Source organism: Bradyrhizobium sp. KBS0727 (genome assembly GCF_005937885.2).
GTDB lineage: Bacteria > Pseudomonadota > Alphaproteobacteria > Rhizobiales > Xanthobacteraceae > Bradyrhizobium.
In genome coordinates this window covers 4,399,468-4,419,470 of sequence record NZ_CP042176.1, presented here as the reverse complement: position 1 = coordinate 4,419,470, position 20,003 = coordinate 4,399,468, and the positions used below count along the sequence as shown (strand labels likewise).

Sequence of the window (20,003 nt, the reverse complement as noted above, 5' to 3'; positions counted from 1 at the left end):
TTTCATGTCCGGCGCAAACCGCGAATTCTTTCGCGAATTTGTGCCGGGCATTTCGCGCTTCGCTCGGACGTTGAGAGAAGCGCGCGCGACATAAGAATTTCGAATTTGCTGCCGGTGACGATCGGCACGCGAGGAGAAGACGATGAACCAAGAAATTATGAATCTCTTCAATCCGACGACGCCGGCCCAGGTCTTCGACCAGATCCGGATCTCGATTGCGTCCCCGGAAAAGATTCTGTCCTGGTCCTACGGCGAGATCAAGAAGCCGGAGACCATCAACTACCGCACCTTCAAGCCGGAGCGCGACGGCCTGTTCTGCGCCCGCATCTTCGGGCCGATCAAGGACTACGAGTGCCTGTGCGGCAAGTACAAGCGGATGAAGTACAAGGGCATCATCTGCGAAAAGTGCTCGGTCGAAGTGACGCTGTCGCGGGTCCGGCGCGAGCGCATGGGCCATATCGAACTGGCGGCGCCGGTTGCGCACATCTGGTTCCTGAAGTCGCTGCCGTCCCGCATCGGCCTGCTGCTCGACATGACGCTGAAGGATCTCGAGCGGATCCTGTACTTTGAATATTACGTCGTGCTGGAGCCGGGTCTGACCGCGCTCAAGGACCGTCAGCTCTTGTCGGAAGACGAGTATCTGAAGGCGCAGGACGAATACGGCCAGGACAGCTTCACCGCCATGATCGGCGCCGAGGCGATCCGCGAACTGCTGAAGGGACTGGAGCTCGAAAAGCTCGAGGCGACGCTGCGCGCCGAGATGCACGAGACCGAGTCCGACATCAAGCACAAGAAGCTCGCCAAGCGCCTGAAGATCGTCGAGGCCTTCCGCTATTCCGGCAACAAGCCGGAGTGGATGATCCTGACCGTGGTGCCCGTGATTCCGCCGGACCTGCGTCCGCTGGTGCCGCTCGACGGCGGCCGCTTTGCGACCTCCGACCTCAACGACCTCTATCGCCGCGTCATCAACCGCAACAACCGCCTGAAGCGGCTGATGGAGCTGCGCGCGCCCGACATCATCATCCGCAACGAAAAGCGCATGCTGCAGGAGGCCGTCGACGCACTGTTCGACAACGGCCGCCGCGGCCGCGTCATCACCGGCGCCAACAAGCGTCCGCTGAAGTCGCTGGCCGACATGCTCAAGGGCAAGCAGGGCCGCTTCCGGCAGAACCTGCTCGGCAAGCGCGTCGACTATTCCGGCCGTTCGGTGATCGTGGTCGGTCCCGAGCTGCGGCTGCATCAGTGCGGCCTGCCGAAGAAGATGGCGCTCGAACTGTTCAAGCCGTTCATCTATTCGCGGCTCGACGCCAAGGGCCTGTCGACCACGGTGAAGCAGGCGAAGAAGCTCGTTGAAAAAGAGCGTCCCGAGGTCTGGGACATTCTCGACGAGGTGATCCGCGAGCATCCCGTGCTGCTGAACCGCGCGCCGACGCTGCATCGCCTCGGCATCCAGGCGTTCGAGCCGGTGCTGATCGAGGGCAAGGCGATCCAGCTGCATCCGCTGGTCTGCGCCGCGTTCAACGCCGACTTCGACGGCGACCAGATGGCCGTGCACGTTCCGCTGTCGCTGGAAGCGCAGTTGGAAGCGCGCGTCCTGATGATGTCGACCAACAACATCCTGCATCCGGCGAACGGCCAGCCGATCATCGTGCCGTCGCAGGACATCGTGCTCGGTCTCTACTACGTGTCGATCATGCGCGAAGGCCTGCCCGGCGAGGGCAAGATCTTCGGCGAAATGGCCGAACTCGAGCATGCCCTGCATTCGAAGGTCATCCACCTCCACACCAAGATCAAGTACCGGTGGAACGGAATGGACGAGACCGGCAAGGTCTCGCGGCGCTGGATCGAGACCACCGCCGGCCGCGTCATGCTCGGCAACCTGCTCCCGAGCTCGCCGAAGATTTCGTACGACATCATCAACAAGCTGATGACCAAGCGCGAAATCTCGGGCGTAATCGACCAGGTCTACCGTCACTGCGGTCAGAAGGAGACGGTGATCTTCTGCGACCGCATCATGGCGCTCGGCTTCTACAACGCGTTCAAGGCCGGCATCTCGTTCGGCAAGGACGACATGGTCGTGCCGCACTCGAAGTGGAAGATCGTCGAAACCACCCGTACGCTGGCGAAGGACTTCGAGCAGCAGTACAACGACGGCCTGATCACCCATGGCGAGAAGTACAACAAGGTGGTCGACGCCTGGTCGAAGGCGACCGAAGAAATCGCCAAGGAGATGATGAAGGAAATCTCCTCGACCAAGAAGACGCCGAAGGGCGCCGACGCCGACATCAACTCGATCTACATGATGGCGCATTCCGGTGCGCGCGGTTCGCCGGCGCAGATGCGTCAGCTCGCCGGCATGCGCGGCCTGATGGCCAAGCCGTCGGGTGAGATCATCGAAACGCCGATCATTTCCAACTTCAAGGAAGGTCTGTCGGTGCTCGAATACTTCAACTCGACCCACGGCGCCCGCAAGGGCCTCGCGGACACCGCGTTGAAGACCGCGAACTCGGGCTACCTGACCCGCCGTCTGGTCGACGTGGCGCAGGACTGCATCATCACGCAGGACGATTGCGGCACCAAGCTCGGCATCAAGATGCGCGCCATCATCGATGCCGGCACGGTCGTTGCGTCGCTGGCGTCGCGTATTCTCGGCCGCACCGCGGGCGAGGATCTGCGCGATCCGGTGACAAACAAGGTCGTGGTCAAGCGCGGCACGCTGATGGAAGAGACGCATGTCGACGCCATCCAGCAGGCCGGCATCCAGGAAGTGAAGATCCGTTCGGCCCTGACCTGCGAACTCGTCAACGGCATCTGCGGCAAGTGCTACGGCCGCGATCTGGCCCGCGGCACGCCGGTCAACCACGGTGAAGCGGTCGGCGTCATCGCCGCCCAGTCGATCGGTGAGCCCGGCACGCAGTTGACGATGCGTACGTTCCACATCGGTGGTGCGGCGCAGATCAACGAGCAGTCGTTCATCGAGTCGAACTTCGACGGCAAGGTGATCATCCGCAACAAGGCCATCGCCAAGAACAGCGAAGGCCATATGGTTGCGATGGTCCGCAACATGGTCGTTGCGATCAGCGATGCCGACGGCACCGAGCGTGCGACCCACCGCATTCAGTACGGCGCGCGCATGCACGTCGACGAAGGCGATATGGTCAAGCGCGGCCAGCGCATCGCGGAATGGGATCCGTACAGCCGTCCGGTGCTGACCGAAGTCGAAGGCACCATCGGGTTCGAGGACCTGGTGGAAGGGCAGTCGATCTCGGAAACGCTCGACGAATCCACCGGTATCGCCAAGCGCGTCGTCATCGACTGGCGCGCGTCGCGCGGTGGTGCGGACCTGCGTCCCGCGATCGTGATCAAGGGCAAGGATGGCAAGGTGCTGAAGCTCGCCCGTGGCGGCGATGCCCGCTACATGCTGTCGGTCGACGCCATCCTGTCGGTTGATACCGGCGCGAAGGTGAAGTCCGGCGACATCCTGGCGCGTATTTCCACCGAAAGCGCCAAGACCCGCGACATCACCGGCGGTCTGCCGCGCGTTGCCGAACTGTTCGAGGCCCGCAAGCCAAAGGACGCGGCGATCATCGCGGAAATCGCGGGTACCATCCGCTTCGGCCGCGACTACAAGAACAAGCGCCGCATCTCGATCGAGCCGATGGACAAGACCGAGGAGACCAGGGAGTACCTGATCCCGAAGGGCAAGCACATCCATCTGCAGGACGGCGACATCGTCGAAAAGGGCGACTTCATCGTCGAAGGCAATCCGGCGCCGCACGACATCCTGGCGATCAAGGGCATCGAGGAACTCGCTGCCTATCTGGTCAATGAAATCCAGGAAGTTTACCGGTTGCAGGGCGTGCTCATCAACGACAAGCACATCGAGGTGATTGTCCGTCAGATGCTGCAGAAGGTCGAAGTCACCGACCAGGGCGACACCGACATGATCTCGGGCGAGCAGGTCGACAAGATCGAGTTCGACCAGATCAACGCCAAGGCGAAGGAAGAGGGCAAGAAGCCCGCCACGGGAACGCCGGTTCTGCTCGGCATCACCAAGGCGAGCCTGCAGACCCGCTCGTTCTTCTCGGCGGCGTCGTTCCAGGAGACCACCCGCGTGCTCACCGAAGCCGCCGTCAACGGCAAGGTGGACCCGCTGGAAGGCCTCAAGGAGAACGTCATTGTCGGCCGGCTGATCCCGGCGGGAACCGGTGCCTCGATGGCGAAGATCCGCGAAGTCGCGGTCAAGCGCGACAAGCTGATTCTCGACGAGCGCGAGAAGCAGGCGACGATCGTGCCGACCGCTCCGGAAGCGGAGCCGCTGGCGCTGCCGCCTGCGGAATAGGCATTCGTCGAACCTGTGCGACGAAAGAAAAAGGCCGGCGAAAGCCGGCCTTTTTGCTGCTTTGTTTTATTGCTGCGATGCAGGGACCTGCTTTGTTCATCTTCCCTTCAGAGTGAAAAGCGCTTTTGCTGGGGTGACTTGGACCGGGCGCTTCGCGGCGCGGCCGAACCACCTACGGAACACATATGCTCGACCTTGCAATCGTTGGCGGCGGCCCCGGGGGGCTGATGAGCGCCTGGTATCTGAAGAAGAAGCTCGGCGACCTCTGCCGCATCACGATCTACGAGGCGTCCGACCGCGTCGGCGGCAAGATCGTGACGCGCAAGTTCGATTCGGCGCCGGCGATGTACGAGGCCGGCGTCGCCGAGATCTACGATTACTCGATGACCGGTCCCGATCCGCTGCGCGAGCTGATTCAGCATTTCGGGCTGCAGACGATCCCGATGGACGCCGAGCAGGTTCACCTCGACGGCGAACTCCTCAACGACGTCCCCGGCATGCGCCGCAAATACGGTGCGAAGACCGCGGCCGCGATCGAGGCGTTCCGCAAGCGCTGCGCCGACATGGTGTCGCCGATCGAATATTATGAAGGCGTCGGCGCCCACGACAACGAGCATCCCTGGGCCTACCTGACCTCCGAGCAGGTGCTCGACAAGGAGGTCACCGATCCCACGGCCAAGCGTTTCTTCAAGGTGATGGCGCGCTCGGACATCGCGACCGAGAGCCACAACACCAACGGGCTCAACGCGCTGAAGAACTTCGTGATGGACGTCGACGGCTATATTGGCCTGTACTCGATCCAGAACGGCAACGAGCAGCTGATCGAAGGCCTGCGTTCCGAGGTCGACGCGGATATCCAGCTCAATCACCGGGTGCTCAAGGTCGGCAAGACCGCCGCCGGCCGCTATCAGCTCAACATGATGAACGGCAAGGGGCCGGAGACGCGCGACTTCGACCTGGTGCTGATGTGCCTGCCGCACTCCTGGCTCGCCACCATGCGCTGGGACGGCGAAGAGCTGCGCAAGTCGATGGTCAAGCACGTCGCCTATTTCGACCGGCCGGCGCATTACCTGCGGGTCTCGATCCTGTTTGACGAACCGTTCTGGGGCGAGCAGATCCCCGGCGCCTGGTTCATGTCGGAGGCGTTCGGCGGCTGCTGCGTCTACAACGAGGGCGCGCGTCACGACGTCGGCAAGCACGGCGTCCTGAACTGGCTGATCGCCGGCTCCGACGCGCTGGCGTTCGCCAATCTCAGCGATCAGGAACTGATCGACGCCGCGCTGAAGTCGCTGCCGGCTTCACTCGGCGATGCCCGCGACCATTTCATGGAAGGCAAGATCCACCGCTGGCTGTCGTCGGTGAACGCGCTGCCGGGCGGCATGCCGGTGCGGGACGTCATGACCAATCACCGTCCCGAGCCGAAAGAGCATCCGGGGATCGTCGTGGTCGGCGACTACCTGTTCGATTCCACGCTGAACGGACTGCTCGACTCCTCCGACGCCGCTACCGATATCGTTCTCACCGAGACGATGCGGCTGCGCCGCGCACGCGCGCAGCAGGACACGGCGTTGTCCGACAAGATCGACCGCAACTATTTCGAGAATTACCGCGGCGTCGGACCCTACAGCGAAGTCTGGAGCCAGTTTACCGACCCGGCTTACCTGACGGACCTGATCAAGATCGTCTGGAACAGGGCCAAGGGCTACAGGCTGCTGGTGGCAGGCTCCGCCAGCGGCGAACTGGTCGGCGCGCTGCGCGAACGCGGGATCGATGCCTGGGGTATCGAAAACAACCGCGCGATCCATGCCAGGACGCCGAGCGCGCTGAAGAAGTACAACAAGCTCGGCTCGATCGTCGATATGCCGTTCAAGAACGGCGAATTCGACTTCGTGTTCGAGACCAGCCTGTGTCATCTCGCGGATAAGCAGGTGCTGCAGGCGGTCCGCGAACTGAACCGCGTGGCGAAGAGGGGCCTCGTGTTCGGATCGGTGACCTCGGATATGGCGCCGGGCCTGATCGACCGTTACGACCTGCTGCGCGGGGTAAAAAAGCTCGGCACCTGGTGGGAATGGTCGGAATTGTTCTTCAGTAACGGATTCGACCTCTCGATGCATCGCCGCGATTGCACCGATGCGCTGTGGGCGGCGACGCTGGCGGCTCACAAGGGGCCGGGCCAGTGGTACGCCGACGCCGACAGCCTGCGCTACTCGTTCTTTGACAAGGTGGAATCGGACGATTGACCGGCCGGCATCGGCCAGGTTGGCCGTTACAAATGCCTTGCCAATTGTTTTGCCGAATTGATCCCGATCGCATAGGATCGGCGCGATAGCGTCCAAGGTAACGTCCAAGATAACATTTTGGGCTATCGCGTTCGATTTGCGGTCAGGCCGGCCGTGCAGCATCGGTTGGTTTCATGGCGCCAAAACCTCCTTCTCCGGATGACCGGAATCCCGCGTCGGCGGACGATCCTGAGCTCGAGAAGAAGCTCGCGGTCGAGCCCGGTGCGGCGAGCCCGATTGCCGGCGGCAAGGCAGCCGCTGCGCCGCCCGACGATGACGAAGATGATGATGACGAACTGGAGCTCGACGACGATGATGACGACGAGGACCTCGTCGTCTTTACCGCCAAGGAAGCCGCCGGCGCGCTCTCGACGATCTACGGCTTCGTCAAGCCGATCCTGATCAATTACAAGAAGCTGCTGGCCTTCGTCACTTTCGGCGTTCTGGTCGAGACGCTGTTCAACGTCTTCATGCCGTTGAGCCTGAAGTTCCTGATCGACGATGCGCTCGGGGAGGAAGACTTCCAGGCGCTGTACAAGATCCTCGGCGTGCTCGCGGCCGCCGGCATCGTCACCTCGATCATCGCGGTCTGGTACGAGCGCTGGGATGCGCGACTGGCAGCGAGCGTGATTTCGGACGTGCGAACGCGGCTGTTCGAGCACGTCCAGAACCTGCCGTCCGCCTATTTTGCCCGCACCAAGCGCGGCGAAATTCTCTCGCGGTTCTCCATCGACCTCTCGGCCTTCGAGGGCTCGATCAAGAGCTTCGCCAACAGCGCGGCGCTGCCGTTCTTCGAGTTGATCGCCGGCATCGTCCTGATGCTGTTCCTGAACTGGCAGCTCGCGGCGGTGGCGCTATTGGTGTTTCCGATCACCCTGATCGGTCCGCGGATCCTGACGCCAAAGGCGGTGCAGGCGAACTACGAGCAGAAGCTGAACGAGTCGGCGCTGCTCGGCATGGTCCAGGAGAACGTGGCGGCGCAGGCGGTGGTCAAGGCGTTCAGCCTGCAGCGCCGTACGCTCGGCTGGTTCACCATGCGCAACCAGGATGTGCGCATCAAGACGGCGTCCGCCGTGTTCCTGTCGACCATGGTGGAGCGCACCGTCACGATCTCGGTCCTGTTGCTGCACCTCGTGGTGCTCGCGATCGGCGCCTATCTCGCCACCAAGGGCCAGATCACCATCGGTACCTTCGTCACCTTCGAGAGCGCGTTCTGGGAGGTGTCCTACAACATCGCCCATCTGATGCATTTCATTCCGGTGTCGATCCAGTCGGCGGCGGCGGTGCGTCATATCCAGGAACTGCTCGACGAGCCGACGCGCGGCGCCGATCGTCCGGGCGCGCCGGATCTGCCGCGGATCATCAACGACATCAGCTTCGATCGCGTGACCTTCGCCTACGAAGGCAGCCCGACCCCGGTGCTCGACAATTTCAGTCTCAAGCTCAATGCCGGCAAGCGTATCGCGATCGTCGGCCCCTCGGGCTCCGGCAAGAGCACGTTGCTCAACCTGATCCTGCGCCTCTACGTGCCCGACGAAGGTCGCGTGACCATCGACGGCGTCGATATTCGCCGGGTGACCCGCGAATCGCTGCGCCGGGGGATGGCCGTCGTGTTTCAGGAGAACATGCTGTTCAACATGTCGATCCGCGAAAACATCCGGCTCGGCAAGGAGGGCGCCAGCGACGAAGAAGTCACGGAAGCCGCGCGCAAGGCCGAGATCCACCGCTACATCATGAGCCTGCCGCAGAAATATGACACGCTGGTCGGCGAGCGCGGCGACACGCTGTCGGGCGGCCAGCGCCAGCGCATCGCGATCGCGCGCGCGATCATCCGCAATCCGTCGGTGCTGCTGCTCGACGAGGCCACGTCCGCGCTCGACCAGACCACCGAAGCGGCGATCAACCGCACGCTGCTGAACGTCGCGGAGGGGCGGACCATGATCTGGTCGACCCACCGCCTGACGTCGGTGGTCGAGATGGACGAGATCATCGTGATCTCGGGTGGCAAGGCGATCGAACGCGGCTCGCATGCGAAGCTGCTCGCCGCCAATGGCGTTTATCGCAAGCTCTGGGACGACCAGGGCCATACGCCACACAACGCGGCCGCTCTCGCCGATGATGATGACGACGAGGACGATGATGAAGACGACGATGAGGACGACGAGGAGGAGTGAGCGCTGTCGTCGTTTCGGCCGAGACGCTTGCTCATAATCGCGGTCGGCCAGACCTACTCAATGACCTTGTCGGCCGTGGCAAGCAAAGAGGCGGGGACCGTGAGGCCGAGGGCATCGGCGGCCTTCTTGTTGAGCCAAAGCTCGATCTGGGTCGGCTGCTCCACCGGCAGATCGGCGGGCGCAGACCCTTCCAGAATCCGCTTCACATAATATCCCACTCTGACCAGGAGCATGCGTCTGGGAGGGCCATAGGCAAGCAGGCACCCGAATTCGACCATAGGCGGATAGGTTGAAAAGAGCGGAATCCGCTGTGCATTGGCGAATGCGGAGAGGCGGTCGCCAAGATCGACGTTGGCAGCATCGCCGATCAGGTGAAGCGCATCTGGTTTGGCGGCCGCGAGGGATGCAAATGTGGCGTCGATTTCTCCCGGCAGGCTCAAGGAGACTGAACGGACTGTCATCCCCATTGCGCTTGCATGCGCCCGGAAGTTGTCGACCATGATGGGATTCGACGGATTGGCCGGATTGGAGATGATGCCGAGCACCTTCGCCTCGGGCACCAGCATACGCTGATACTCGAGCATTTTGGGCGTGAGATCTTCGATCAGGGTCGCCACACCGGTGGTATGGCCTCCAGGTCGCGCAAGGCTTGCTATCAGACCGGTCCCCACGGGGTCGTTGATGGCCACCAGCACCACGGGAAGCGGCGGCGATAGGGCTTGCGCGGCCCGCGCGGCTGCGATCGTGTTCGGAAGCACGATCCTGGCGCCGGCCAGAGCCAGCTCTGCGGCTAAAGCCGGAAACCGCGCGTAATCTCCGGCGGCAAACCGCTTTTCGAAGACATAGTCCCGACCTTCGTTCAAACCGAGGTTGCGCAAACCTTCGCTGATTTCGGCGATAAACCCGTTGGAGGTGGCAGATCCCTCAGACCCGGCGAAGAGAATTCCGACGCGAGGTACCGCACTCTGTGCGATCGCCGAAAACGGCCACGTTATCGCCGCACTGGCCAGCCCGGCTACCAGATCTCGTCGCCTCATCAAATCGCCTTTGTCGACCAGGATGTATTGATTCACTTCGGGGCAGACATGAAAGCACGGCGGCGCGTTGGCCGACTAGTGTCAATGTCTGCTTCAGTCGACGGATTCAGCGAATCGCCTGGACCCGATCTCCCGGCGGGTCAAGCCAGCCGGCCGTGTCGCGGCTGTCCGCTTGGCTCGGCACCGCGTTCGGTCGATCCCGCCGAAAGTCCCTTCCGGACCGATCGCAGGGTGCCTTGAGCCAGTCTTGCCAGGAAACGGGCCCAGCGCTGGGCCCGCCATGACAGTCCGTTGTCGGTCGACAGCGAGCGCAGATGGTAGGCCTTCGCACGGCTTTGGGCCTCGCAGGCCTGCCTCTCGGGGTCATCGTAGAACTGCGCGATCTTTTGCGCGTCCATGCCTTCGGTCGCAAGCCATTGCGGAACGTAGACATTGCACAGGCGTCCGACGTCGGTGAACACCTTCGTCGTGCCGGTTCCGGCGGCGGGGCAGGAGGTCGAGAAGGCGTCGCCGACCAGCACGACGCCCGGCTGCAGATAGCCGCTGTTGGTGCACAGGTCCGCCGGCCGGATCTTGACCGGGCCGCTCACCTTGAAGTCGCCCATCATGCGCAGAAGTCGCGGCATCAAGGCGCGCATCGCTGCCTCGGGCGCCTTCCGAAACTGCGGCAACCACGGGTCGGTCATGTCGCGATAGACCATCAGATTGACGCGCATCGTGCCGCCGATCGGAAAGATCGTCATGTAGGCCATGCGAGAGCTCGATCGCTTCGGCCAGTAGGTCAGCGCCGGGAAATCGAAAGCCGCGCGGCCGACCGGTGCGACATCGAAGCCGAGCGTAATCGAATGGCAGGAGCTGATGACCTGGCGCTCGATGCCCAGCATGGTACGCAGGCCGATATTGAGCCCGTTGGCGAGCACGACCAGCCGCGCCGAGATCTGTTCGCCGTTCGAAAGCATGAGCTGCTGTCGCTCGCTGCTGTTGGAAATGCCGGAGACCTTGGCGAAGATGGTTTCCGCACCGGGCGGGATCTGCGCGCGCATGGTGTTGACCAGCGTGTCGTACATGATGCCGTGCTGGTCGCTGGGCTTTTTCGCGACGACGTAACCGAAGCGCGCTTCCCAGACCTCGCCGTCGAGCGTGGTTGCCCGCAGGGTCGGCTCGGCGAGCCCGGTCTTGCGCAGGAGATCGAGCTGGTCGCCGCCAAGCTTCTCGCAGCGCAGCTCCGGCGGATAGGTTGGATGCGGGTCGATCAGTAGCGCCGGAACGCCGGCACGTCCCAGCATGGCTGCGGCGGTCGAGCCGGCCAGACCTCCGCCGACGATGGCAACGTCCGTATAGCGCATGCCCTTGCCCAGGATCGTGAAGCCATATCAATGACCCCCAATGGCAAAGAAATGCTGAAAGAACCCGTCGAGATCAGGCTTATCGCAAACGAGTCAGCTATGGTCGCGCTTAACCGAAAAGCAAGCGGGCGCGATCACCATCGCCACCGCCGGGCGCCCGGTCGAGGCATTTGTTTCCAATGATTTCTGTAACGATTGATTCACCAAACCTGGACGTCGCTCCGCAATGGGACGACTTCGTTTTGCGTGCGTCATCGAACGTCTTCATGAATCCGGCTGCGTTGAAAGCCGCCTGTGATACCGGCTTCGCCAGGATCGTGACGCTGCTGGCCTGGGAGCAGGGCGCCGAGCCACGCAAGCTCGTCGGCGTCTGGGCGCTGCAATTGCGCAAGGCGGCACCATTCCTGCCTGCGGTGCTGGAAGCGCTGCCCTACAACTATGCATTCCTCTCCAGTCCCGTCGTCGACCCGACATTCGCCGACGAGGTGATCCCGGCGTTTTTCGCGGCGATCGAACGCAGCGCGGAGCTGCCGAACGTCGTCTGCCTGAAATCGTTCGATGCCGAATCCCCAAGCCATTCCTCGATGCTGAAAGTGTTTTCGTTGCGCGGAATCGAACCGCTGATGCTCTCCGAAACCGCGCGGCCGTTCGTGACGCGCGAGTTCGGCGTCAAGCGATCCGGATCGACGCGCAAGAAGTTGCGCCAGGACTGGAACAGGCTGTCGTCGCTCGGCGCTGTTGACGTCGTGAATGATCGCAGCGCCGCCGGCGTCGAGCAGGCGTTTGAAATTTTCCTGGCGATGGAGAAGGCGAGTTGGAAGGGCGAGCAGGGCACCGCGTTGCTCTCCGATTCCAGCGACGCCGGCTTTGTCAGGCGCCTGCTGCACGACCTGGCTGCGCGGCGCGACGCGTCGGTGGCGCTGCTGCGGGTCGACGGCGCGGCGATCGCGGCGCAGGTGCTGATGTATTGCGGGTCGACGGCCTATACCTGGAAAACCGCTTTCGACGCGAAATTCAGCAAATACTCGCCGGGCGCGCTGCTGGTGGACCGCGTAACCGAAGAACTGTTCGCCGGATCGGATATCCAGGCAATCAATTCCTGCGCGGCGGAAGACAGTTTCATGGGCCAGTTGTGGGCCGGCCGCCGAGACATGGTCGATATGCTGATCGATATCGGGCCGGGCAAGTCGCTGGGCTATCGAATCGAAGCCGGCCGGCTGCTCGGCTATGAACGCCTGCGGCAACTGCGCAATCGCTTTCGCCACCGGCTCTCGCCGCCGCGCACAAAGCCCGCACTGACCGCGACGCCGTGATCGCGGTCAGGCCGACATTGAAGATGTTGCCGCCGAGCGGGCGCGCATCGCGCCGCCGACCGGAAACAGCGTCAGATAGGGGATACGGTCGCTGGTCCGCTCGGAAAAGTAGGTCATCGCCGGAAAGTCGAACGCGGATCGTCCGACCGGTACCAGGTCGAAGCCGATCGAGATCGCGTGACAGGGGCCGATGATCCGGCGTTCGATGCCGAGATTGCGGCGCAGCGCGACATTCAGCCCGAATCGCGCTGATGAGATGCTCATAGCTGATGCCGAATTGGCGGCTCGGCCGCTTGTCCAGGAGATAGCCGAATCGGGCGATCCAGTTTTCGCCGTCATGCGTCGCCGAACGGAGCACCGAATCGGCGGTGCCGGTCCTGAAAAACCGCTCAAGCTGCGCATCATCGCTCAATTTTTCGACGCGGAAGTCGAACGGATAGGTCTCGTGCGGATCGATCAGGAAGGTTGCAATCCCGGCGCGTCCCAGCATGGCGGCTGCGGTCGAACCCGCCAGACCGCCGCCGATGATCGCGATATCGGTGTGCTTCATCGAACATCCCGATCCGAAACCACCACCTTCGCGCCCGGAAAGGGTAAAAAAGGCTTAGTTTGGGGGAGGGAGCTGATCCGGGAACCCGAGAAGGTCGCCATTTTATATATTACCCGGATATAATTAGGCCGAGAATCGGGCGACTCGGTCAAATCGCGGACCGGCTGCATCTTGCGGTTTGGCGACTTCGCGGGCTCGCGCGAAACGTCGAAACTGCAGACGCCATAGGCATTTCTTGCGGTGTCGTTTCGCTTGACTTAGCTACCCGCCGCTTATAGAAGACCCCCACTTCACGACAGGCGGTGAGCGTCGCCAGCGTCGGAACGGAACACCCTTTCAAATCCTTGCGGACTGATACGGGCACCAACCTCGACGAATGCCGCTCAAACGCTGTCGATTATATAGCTAGGCAATGCCAGTGCGATTTTAGGTCTCTTGAGCCTGTCTCTTGAGAGTTAATCGGATGCATGACCTCGGTAGCGGACCGAACAGCGAACGCTGATCGGTCTTAACTCGCGGTCCTCTGTGGCGTCGAAGCGCTTTCCGCTCAGCAATGGGTGGTTGGCGTGATTTCGTTTTGCGTGGATCTTCTCACGCCGAGCGGCCGAACGGAACGGCTAGTTCCGAGAAGAATTTGCGAGGCCATTCCAGGTCTTCGCGCGAACTAAAGGGTGAAGGCTGACATGCCGACGATCAACCAGCTGATCGCAAAACCGCGTACGGTGCAGAAGTCGCGCAAGAAGGTGCCGGCGCTGCAGCAGTCGCCGCAGAAGCGCGGCGTTTGCACGCGCGTCTACACCACGACCCCGAAGAAGCCGAACTCGGCGCTTCGTAAGGTCGCCAAGGTGCGTCTGACCAACGGCTTCGAAGTGATCGGTTACATCCCGGGTGAAGGCCATAACCTTCAGGAGCACTCGGTGGTGATGATCCGCGGCGGCCGCGTCAAGGATTTGCCCGGCGTGCGCTACCACATCCTCCGCGGCGTCCTCGATACCCAGGGCGTCAAGAACCGTAAGCAGCGTCGTTCGAAGTACGGCGCGAAGCGTCCGAAGTAAGCGGGAACAGATCAGATGTCTCGTCGCCATTCAGCTGAAAAGCGTGAAGTGAACCCGGACCCGAAGTTCGGGAACGTCATCATTACGAAGTTCATGAACTCGATCATGTACGACGGCAAGAAGTCCGCCGCCGAAACCATCGTCTACGGCGCGCTGTCGATGATCGAAGCCAAGACCAAGCAGGGCCCGCTGACGGTTTTCGAGCAGGCGCTGGAAAACGTCATGCCGACCATCGAAGTGCGTTCGCGCCGCGTCGGTGGTGCCACCTACCAGGTGCCGGTCGAAGTACGTTCGGTTCGCCGTCAGGCGCTGGGCATTCGCTGGATCATCACCGCGGCTCGCGATCGCAACGAAAAGACGATGACGGAGCGGCTCTCGGCCGAGCTGCTCGACGCGTCGAACAACCGGGGTAACGCCGTCAAGAAGCGTGAAGATGTGCATCGGATGGCGGAAGCCAACCGCGCCTTCTCGCACTATCGCTGGTAACGGCGAAACACGGATTTTAAGGAACAGCCCATGCCCCGCGTTCATGCCATAGAGAACTACCGTAACTTCGGTATCATGGCGCATATCGATGCCGGCAAGACCACGACCACCGAGCGCATCCTGTATTACACCGGCAAGAGCCACAAGATCGGCGAAGTGCACGAAGGTGCCGCGACGATGGACTGGATGGAGCAGGAGCAGGAGCGCGGCATTACGATTACGTCGGCAGCGACCACCGCGTTCTGGGAAGGCAAGCGTCTCAACATCATCGACACTCCCGGCCACGTCGACTTCACCATCGAAGTCGAGCGTTCGCTGCGCGTGCTCGACGGTGCCGTGTGCGTGCTCGATTCGAACCAGGGCGTTGAGCCGCAGACCGAGACCGTCTGGCGTCAGGGCGACAAGTACAAGGTTCCGCGCATCGTCTTCGCCAACAAGATGGATAAGACCGGCGCCGACTTCTACAAATGCATGCAGGATATTGTCGATCGCCTCGGTGCCAAGCCGATTGCGATCCAGCTTCCGATCGGCTCCGAGAATAATTTCAAGGGCCTGGTCGATCTCGTCCGCATGAAGGGCGTGATCTGGGAAGAAGAGAAGCTCGACGCCAAGTTCGTGGACATCGATATTCCCGAGGACATGCGCGAGAAGGCCAAGGAATATCGCGAGAAGCTGCTGGAAGCCGCCGTCGAACTCGATGACGAAGTGCTCGCCGCTTACCTCGACGGCAAGGAGCCGGATGAGGCGACGTTGAAGCGCATGATCCGCAAGGCGGTGCTGACCGGCGCTTTCTTCCCGGTGCTGTGCGGTTCGGCGTTCAAGAACAAGGGCGTGCAGCCGCTGCTCGATGCTGTCGTGGACTACCTGCCGTCGCCGGTCGACGTGCCCGCCATCAAGGGCATCGATGAAGACGGCAACGAAGTCGTTCGCCTTCCGAACGACAAGGAGCCGCTGGCTCTGCTCGCGTTCAAGATCATGGACGACCCGTTCGTCGGCACCATCACCTTCTGCCGTATTTATTCCGGCACCCTCATGTCGGGCACCGGCGTCATCAATTCGACGCGGGACCGCAAGGAGCGTATCGGCCGCATGCTGCTGATGCATGCGAACAACCGCGAAGACATCAAGGAAGCCTATGCCGGCGACATCGTCGCCCTGGCTGGCCTGAAGGAAGCGCGCACCGGTGACACGCTGTGCGATCCCGACAAGCCGGTGATCCTGGAAAAGATGGAATTCCCGGAGCCGGTGATCGAAATCGCGATCGAGCCGAAGTCGAAGGCCGACCAGGAAAAGCTCGGCGTGGCACTTGCGAAGCTCGCTGCGGAAGATCCGTCGTTCCGCGTGTCGACCGACCAGGAGTCCGGCCAGACCATCCTCAAGGGCATGGGCGAACTCCATCTCGACATCAAGGTCGACATCCTCCGCCGTACCTACAAGGTCGACGCCAACATCGGTGCGCCGCAGGTGGCGTTCCGCGAGCGGGTCACCAAGCGCGCTGAAGTCAAGTACACGCACAAGAAGCAGACCGGTGGTACCGGTCAGTTCGCCGAAGTGTCGATCATCGTGGAGCCGAACGAGCCCGGCAAGGGCTACGAGTTCGAATCCAAGATCGTCGGCGGCGCGGTGCCGAAGGAATACATCCCCGGCGTCGAAAAGGGCCTCAACAGCGTGATGGGGTCGGGCGTCGTCGCCGGCTTCCCGGTGGTGGACGTCAAGGTGCAGCTGGTCGACGGCAAGTATCACGATGTCGACTCGTCGGCGCTGGCCTTCGAAATCGCATCGCGCGCGGCATTCCGCGAAGCGCTGCAGAAGGGCAAGTCTGTTCTGCTCGAGCCGATCATGAAGGTCGAAGTGGTGACCCCGGAAGACTATACCGGTTCCGTCATCGGCGACCTGAATTCGCGGCGCGGCCAGATCCAGGGCCAGGACATGCGCGGCAACGCCAACGTCATCAACGCGATGGTGCCGCTCATGAACATGTTCGGGTACGTGAATAACCTGCGCTCGATGAGCCAGGGACGCGCGACCTTTACGATGCAATTCGATCACTACGCTGAAGCGCCGGCTAACGTGTCGGCTGAAGTCCAAAAGAAGTTTGCCTGATTGTCGTTGGTTCAAAGCTAACGACTGAACGGAGAGTCAAATGGCCAAAGCAAAGTTTGAACGTAATAAACCGCACTGCAACATCGGAACCATCGGTCACGTCGACCATGGCAAGACATCGCTGACCGCAGCGATCACCAAGGTGCTGGCTGAAACCGGCGGTGCGACGTTCACGGCGTACGACCAGATCGACAAGGCGCCGGAAGAAAAGGCGCGCGGCATCACGATCTCGACCGCCCACGTCGAATATGAAACCAAGAACCGGCACTACGCCCACGTCGACTGCCCGGGCCACGCCGACTATGTGAAGAACATGATCACGGGCGCCGCGCAGATGGACGGCGCGATCCTGGTCGTGTCGGCCGCCGACGGCCCGATGCCGCAGACCCGCGAGCACATCCTGCTCGCCCGTCAGGTCGGCGTTCCCGCCCTCGTCGTGTTCCTGAACAAGTGCGACATGGTCGACGATCCGGAACTGCTCGAGCTGGTCGAGATGGAAGTCCGCGAACTTCTCTCGAAGTACGATTTCCCCGGCGACGACATTCCGATCATCAAGGGTTCGGCTCTCGCCGCCCTCGAAGACAAGGACAAGAAGCTCGGTCACGACGCCATCCTCGAGTTGATGGCGAAAGTCGACGAGTACATTCCGCAGCCGGAGCGTCCGGTTGACCAGCCGTTCCTGATGCCGGTGGAAGACGTGTTCTCGATCTCGGGCCGCGGCACCGTCGTCACCGGCCGTGTCGAGCGCGGCATCGTCAAGGTCGGCGAGGAAATCGAAATCGTCGGTCTGCGCGATACCCAGAAGACCATCGTCACCGGCGTCGAAATGTTCCGCAAGCTGCTCGATCAGGGCCAGGCCGGCGACAACATCGGTGCGTTGCTCCGTGGTACCAAGCGCGAGGAAGTCGAGCGTGGCCAGGTGCTGTGCAAGCCGGGTTCGGTCAAGCCGCACACCAAGTTCAAGGCTGAGGCTTACATCCTGACCAAGGAAGAGGGCGGTCGTCACACCCCGTTCTTCACCAACTACCGGCCCCAGTTCTACTTCCGCACCACCGACGTGACTGGCGTCGTGCATCTGCCCGAAGGCACCGAAATGGTGATGCCGGGCGACAACATCGCGATGGAAGTGCACCTGATCGTGCCGATCGCGATGGAAGAAAAGCTGCGTTTCGCGATCCGTGAAGGTGGCCGCACCGTCGGCGCCGGCGTCGTCGCCAGCATCATCGAGTAACAAGCGAATAGGGAATGGCGAGTAGCAAGTGGACCAAATCCATTCGCTATTCGCTACTCGCCACTCACTAAGAAAGACAAACGGCAATGAACGGCCAAAATATTCGCATCCGTCTCAAGGCGTTCGACCATCGTATCCTCGATACGTCGACCCGCGAGATCGTGAACACGGCGAAACGTACCGGTGCCCAGGTTCGCGGACCCATTCCGCTGCCGACCCGCATCGAGAAGTTCACCGTCAACCGTTCGCCGCACGTGGACAAGAAGAGCCGTGAGCAATTCGAGATGCGCACCCACAAGCGCCTTCTCGACATTGTCGACCCGACCCCGCAGACCGTCGACGCTTTGATGAAGCTCGACCTGGCCGCTGGTGTCGACGTCGAGATCAAGCTCTAAATTTTCAGATCGTCCGAAGTTAGCGGACAGAAAGAACAGGAAGCACGCCGATGCGCTCCGGAGTGATCGCACAAAAGGTCGGGATGACGCGGGTCTTTACGGAGACCGGCGAACATATCCCTGTGACCGTGCTGAAGCTGGGCAATTGCCAGGTTCTGGGCCACCGCACGACCGAGAAGAACGGTTACGTTGCGTTGCAGCTCGGTTCCGGTACCCGCAAGACCGTCTATCTGCCCAAGGCAGAGCGCGGCCAGTTCGCGGTGTCCAAGGTCGAGCCCAAGCGGAAGGTCACCGAGTTCCGCGTGTCGCAGGACGCGCTGATCCCGGTTGGCGCCGAGATCCAGGCAGACCATTTCGTCGTCGGCCAGTTCGTCGACGTCACCGGCACCTCGGTCGGTAAGGGTTTTGCCGGCGGCATGAAGCGCTGGAATTTCGGCGGTCTGCGCGCCACCCACGGCGTGTCGGTTTCGCATCGTTCGATCGGTTCGACCGGCGGACGTCAGGATCCTGGCAAGACCTTCAAGAACAAGAAGATGCCCGGTCACATGGGTGTCGACCGCATCACCACGCTCAATCTGCGTGTGGTGAAGACCGACGTCGAGCGCGGCCTGATCCTCGTCGAAGGCGCCGTTCCCGGCTCCAAGGGCGGATGGATCGCGGTGCGCGACGCCGTCAAGAAGCCGCTGCCGAAGGAAGCGCCGAAGCCCGGCAAGTTCAGGGTTGTCGGTGGTGAGCAGGCCCAGGCGCCGGCCGAGCAGGAGGGCGCGTGAGATGGAACTGAAAGTCACCACCCTTGAAGGCAAGGAAGCCGGCTCGGTCCAGCTTTCCGACGCTATTTTCGGTCTCGAGCCGCGCAAGGACATCATTCAGCGCTGCGTCAACTGGCAGCTCGCCAAGCGCCAGGCCGGCACCCACAAGGTGCAGGGCCGTGCGGACGTCTGGCGCACCGGCAAGAAGATGTACAAGCAGAAGGGCACCGGCGGTGCTCGTCACGGTTCGGCCCGCGTCCCGCAGTTCCGCGGCGGTGGCCGTGCGTTCGGTCCGGTCGTGCGTTCGCATGCGTTCGCGCTGCCGAAGAAGGTTCGTGCGCTCGCTCTGCGCCATGCGCTCTCGGCGAAAGCCAAGGACGGCGGTCTGATCGTGATCGATTCCGCGACGCTGGAAGCGGCCAAGACCAAGGCGCTGATCGGGCATTTCTCGGGTCTCGGCCTGACCAATGCGCTGATCATCGACGGCGCCGAGCTGCACGCCGGTTTCGCGACCGCTGCGCGCAACATTCCGAACATCGACGTGCTGCCGATCCAGGGCATCAACGTCTATGACATCCTGCGCCGTCAGAAGCTGGTGCTGACCAAGTCGGCCGTCGATGCGCTGGAGGCGCGCTTCAAATGAAGAATATCGATCCGCGCCATTACGACGTGATCGTCGCACCGGTCGTCACCGAAAAGGCGACGGTTGCGTCCGAGCACAACAAGGTCGTGTTCAGGGTCGCCGCCAAGGCGACCAAGCCGCAAATCAAGGAAGCCGTCGAAAAGCTGTTCGACGTCAAGGTGAAGAGCGTGAACACGCTGGTGCGCAAGGGCAAGACCAAGGTGTTCCGCGGCAATTTCGGTTCGCAGTCGGACGTGAAGCGAGCGATCGTGACCCTCGAAGAGGGCCACCGCATCGACGTCACGACCGGGCTATAAGGCG

General features: G+C 62.1%; 14 protein-coding genes and 1 pseudogene. 12 read left to right on the top strand and 3 right to left on the bottom strand.

Annotated features, from left to right (window positions below; genetic code table 11):
• The first annotated feature begins 142 nt into the window (after positions 1-142).
• The 3 genes from rpoC (at position 143) to FFI89_RS20625 (ending at position 8,795) form a co-directional block, all read left to right on the top strand.
• Positions 143-4,342 (top strand): DNA-directed RNA polymerase subunit beta', encoded by a 4,200-nt coding sequence (gene rpoC, locus FFI89_RS20635; RefSeq protein ID WP_138829501.1) that lies wholly within the window; start codon positions 143-145, stop codon positions 4,340-4,342.
• Between the two features lie 185 nt (positions 4,343-4,527).
• Positions 4,528-6,582 carry an FAD-dependent oxidoreductase gene (locus FFI89_RS20630; protein ID WP_138829500.1) on the top strand — a complete coding sequence of 685 codons (2,055 nt, stop codon included), beginning with the start codon at positions 4,528-4,530 and terminating at the stop codon, positions 6,580-6,582.
• A 173-nt stretch (positions 6,583-6,755) separates the two neighbouring features.
• A complete protein-coding gene (locus FFI89_RS20625; protein WP_138829499.1) occupies positions 6,756-8,795 on the top strand; it encodes an ABC transporter ATP-binding protein in 2,040 nt (679 codons plus the stop codon).
• A 53-nt stretch (positions 8,796-8,848) separates the two neighbouring features.
• Here FFI89_RS20625 and FFI89_RS20620 read toward each other — a convergent pair whose 3' ends face one another.
• Both FFI89_RS20620 and FFI89_RS20615 read right to left on the bottom strand, forming a co-directional pair.
• Entirely contained in the window at positions 8,849-9,868 is a 1,020-nt protein-coding gene (locus tag FFI89_RS20620; protein WP_138829498.1) for an ABC transporter substrate-binding protein, read from the bottom strand.
• Between the two features lie 104 nt (positions 9,869-9,972).
• On the bottom strand, positions 9,973-11,178 hold the full coding sequence (locus tag FFI89_RS20615) for an FAD-dependent monooxygenase (RefSeq protein ID WP_138829497.1): 1,206 nt from the start codon (positions 11,176-11,178) through the stop codon (positions 9,973-9,975).
• 266 nt (positions 11,179-11,444) lie between these two features.
• Between FFI89_RS20615 and FFI89_RS20610 the strand changes: the two genes are divergently transcribed.
• Positions 11,445-12,491: a GNAT family N-acetyltransferase gene (locus FFI89_RS20610; RefSeq protein ID WP_371721446.1), complete on the top strand. Its 1,047-nt coding sequence runs from the start codon at positions 11,445-11,447 to the stop codon at positions 12,489-12,491.
• A 39-nt stretch (positions 12,492-12,530) separates the two neighbouring features.
• Here FFI89_RS20610 and FFI89_RS20605 read toward each other — a convergent pair.
• Positions 12,531-13,041: pseudogene (locus FFI89_RS20605) on the bottom strand (FAD-dependent oxidoreductase); the annotation flags it as partial.
• Between the two features lie 683 nt (positions 13,042-13,724).
• Between FFI89_RS20605 and rpsL the strand changes: the two are divergent.
• The 8 genes from rpsL to FFI89_RS20565 all read left to right on the top strand — a co-directional run bounded on the left by rpsL (position 13,725) and on the right by FFI89_RS20565 (position 19,999).
• Positions 13,725-14,096, top strand: a complete 372-nt coding sequence (gene rpsL, locus FFI89_RS20600) for a 30S ribosomal protein S12 (protein ID WP_057849132.1) — start codon at positions 13,725-13,727, stop codon at positions 14,094-14,096.
• 15 nt (positions 14,097-14,111) lie between these two features.
• A complete protein-coding gene (gene rpsG, locus FFI89_RS20595) occupies positions 14,112-14,582 on the top strand; it encodes a 30S ribosomal protein S7 (RefSeq protein WP_074828471.1) in 471 nt (156 codons plus the stop codon).
• A 30-nt stretch (positions 14,583-14,612) separates the two neighbouring features.
• Positions 14,613-16,685, top strand: a complete 2,073-nt coding sequence (fusA, locus tag FFI89_RS20590; protein WP_138829495.1) for an elongation factor G — start codon at positions 14,613-14,615, stop codon at positions 16,683-16,685.
• 40 nt (positions 16,686-16,725) lie between these two features.
• Positions 16,726-17,916, top strand: coding sequence for an elongation factor Tu (tuf, locus tag FFI89_RS20585; protein WP_138829494.1), 1,191 nt, complete (start codon positions 16,726-16,728; stop codon positions 17,914-17,916).
• Between the two features lie 86 nt (positions 17,917-18,002).
• Positions 18,003-18,311 (top strand): 30S ribosomal protein S10, encoded by a 309-nt coding sequence (gene rpsJ / locus FFI89_RS20580; protein ID WP_002712302.1) that lies wholly within the window; start codon positions 18,003-18,005, stop codon positions 18,309-18,311.
• A 50-nt stretch (positions 18,312-18,361) separates the two neighbouring features.
• Complete coding sequence (rplC, locus tag FFI89_RS20575; RefSeq protein WP_138829493.1) at positions 18,362-19,081, top strand: 50S ribosomal protein L3; 720 nt, start codon at positions 18,362-18,364, stop codon at positions 19,079-19,081.
• Between the two features lies 1 nt (position 19,082).
• The gene (rplD, locus tag FFI89_RS20570) at positions 19,083-19,703 is read left to right on the top strand and encodes a 50S ribosomal protein L4 (protein ID WP_138829492.1); all 621 of its coding nucleotides are present in this window, start codon (positions 19,083-19,085) and stop codon (positions 19,701-19,703) included.
• On the top strand, positions 19,700-19,999 hold the full coding sequence (locus FFI89_RS20565; protein WP_027536817.1) for a 50S ribosomal protein L23: 300 nt from the start codon (positions 19,700-19,702) through the stop codon (positions 19,997-19,999). Before rplD ends, FFI89_RS20565 begins: the two co-directional genes overlap by 4 nt.
• The last annotated feature ends 4 nt before the right edge of the window (positions 20,000-20,003 follow it).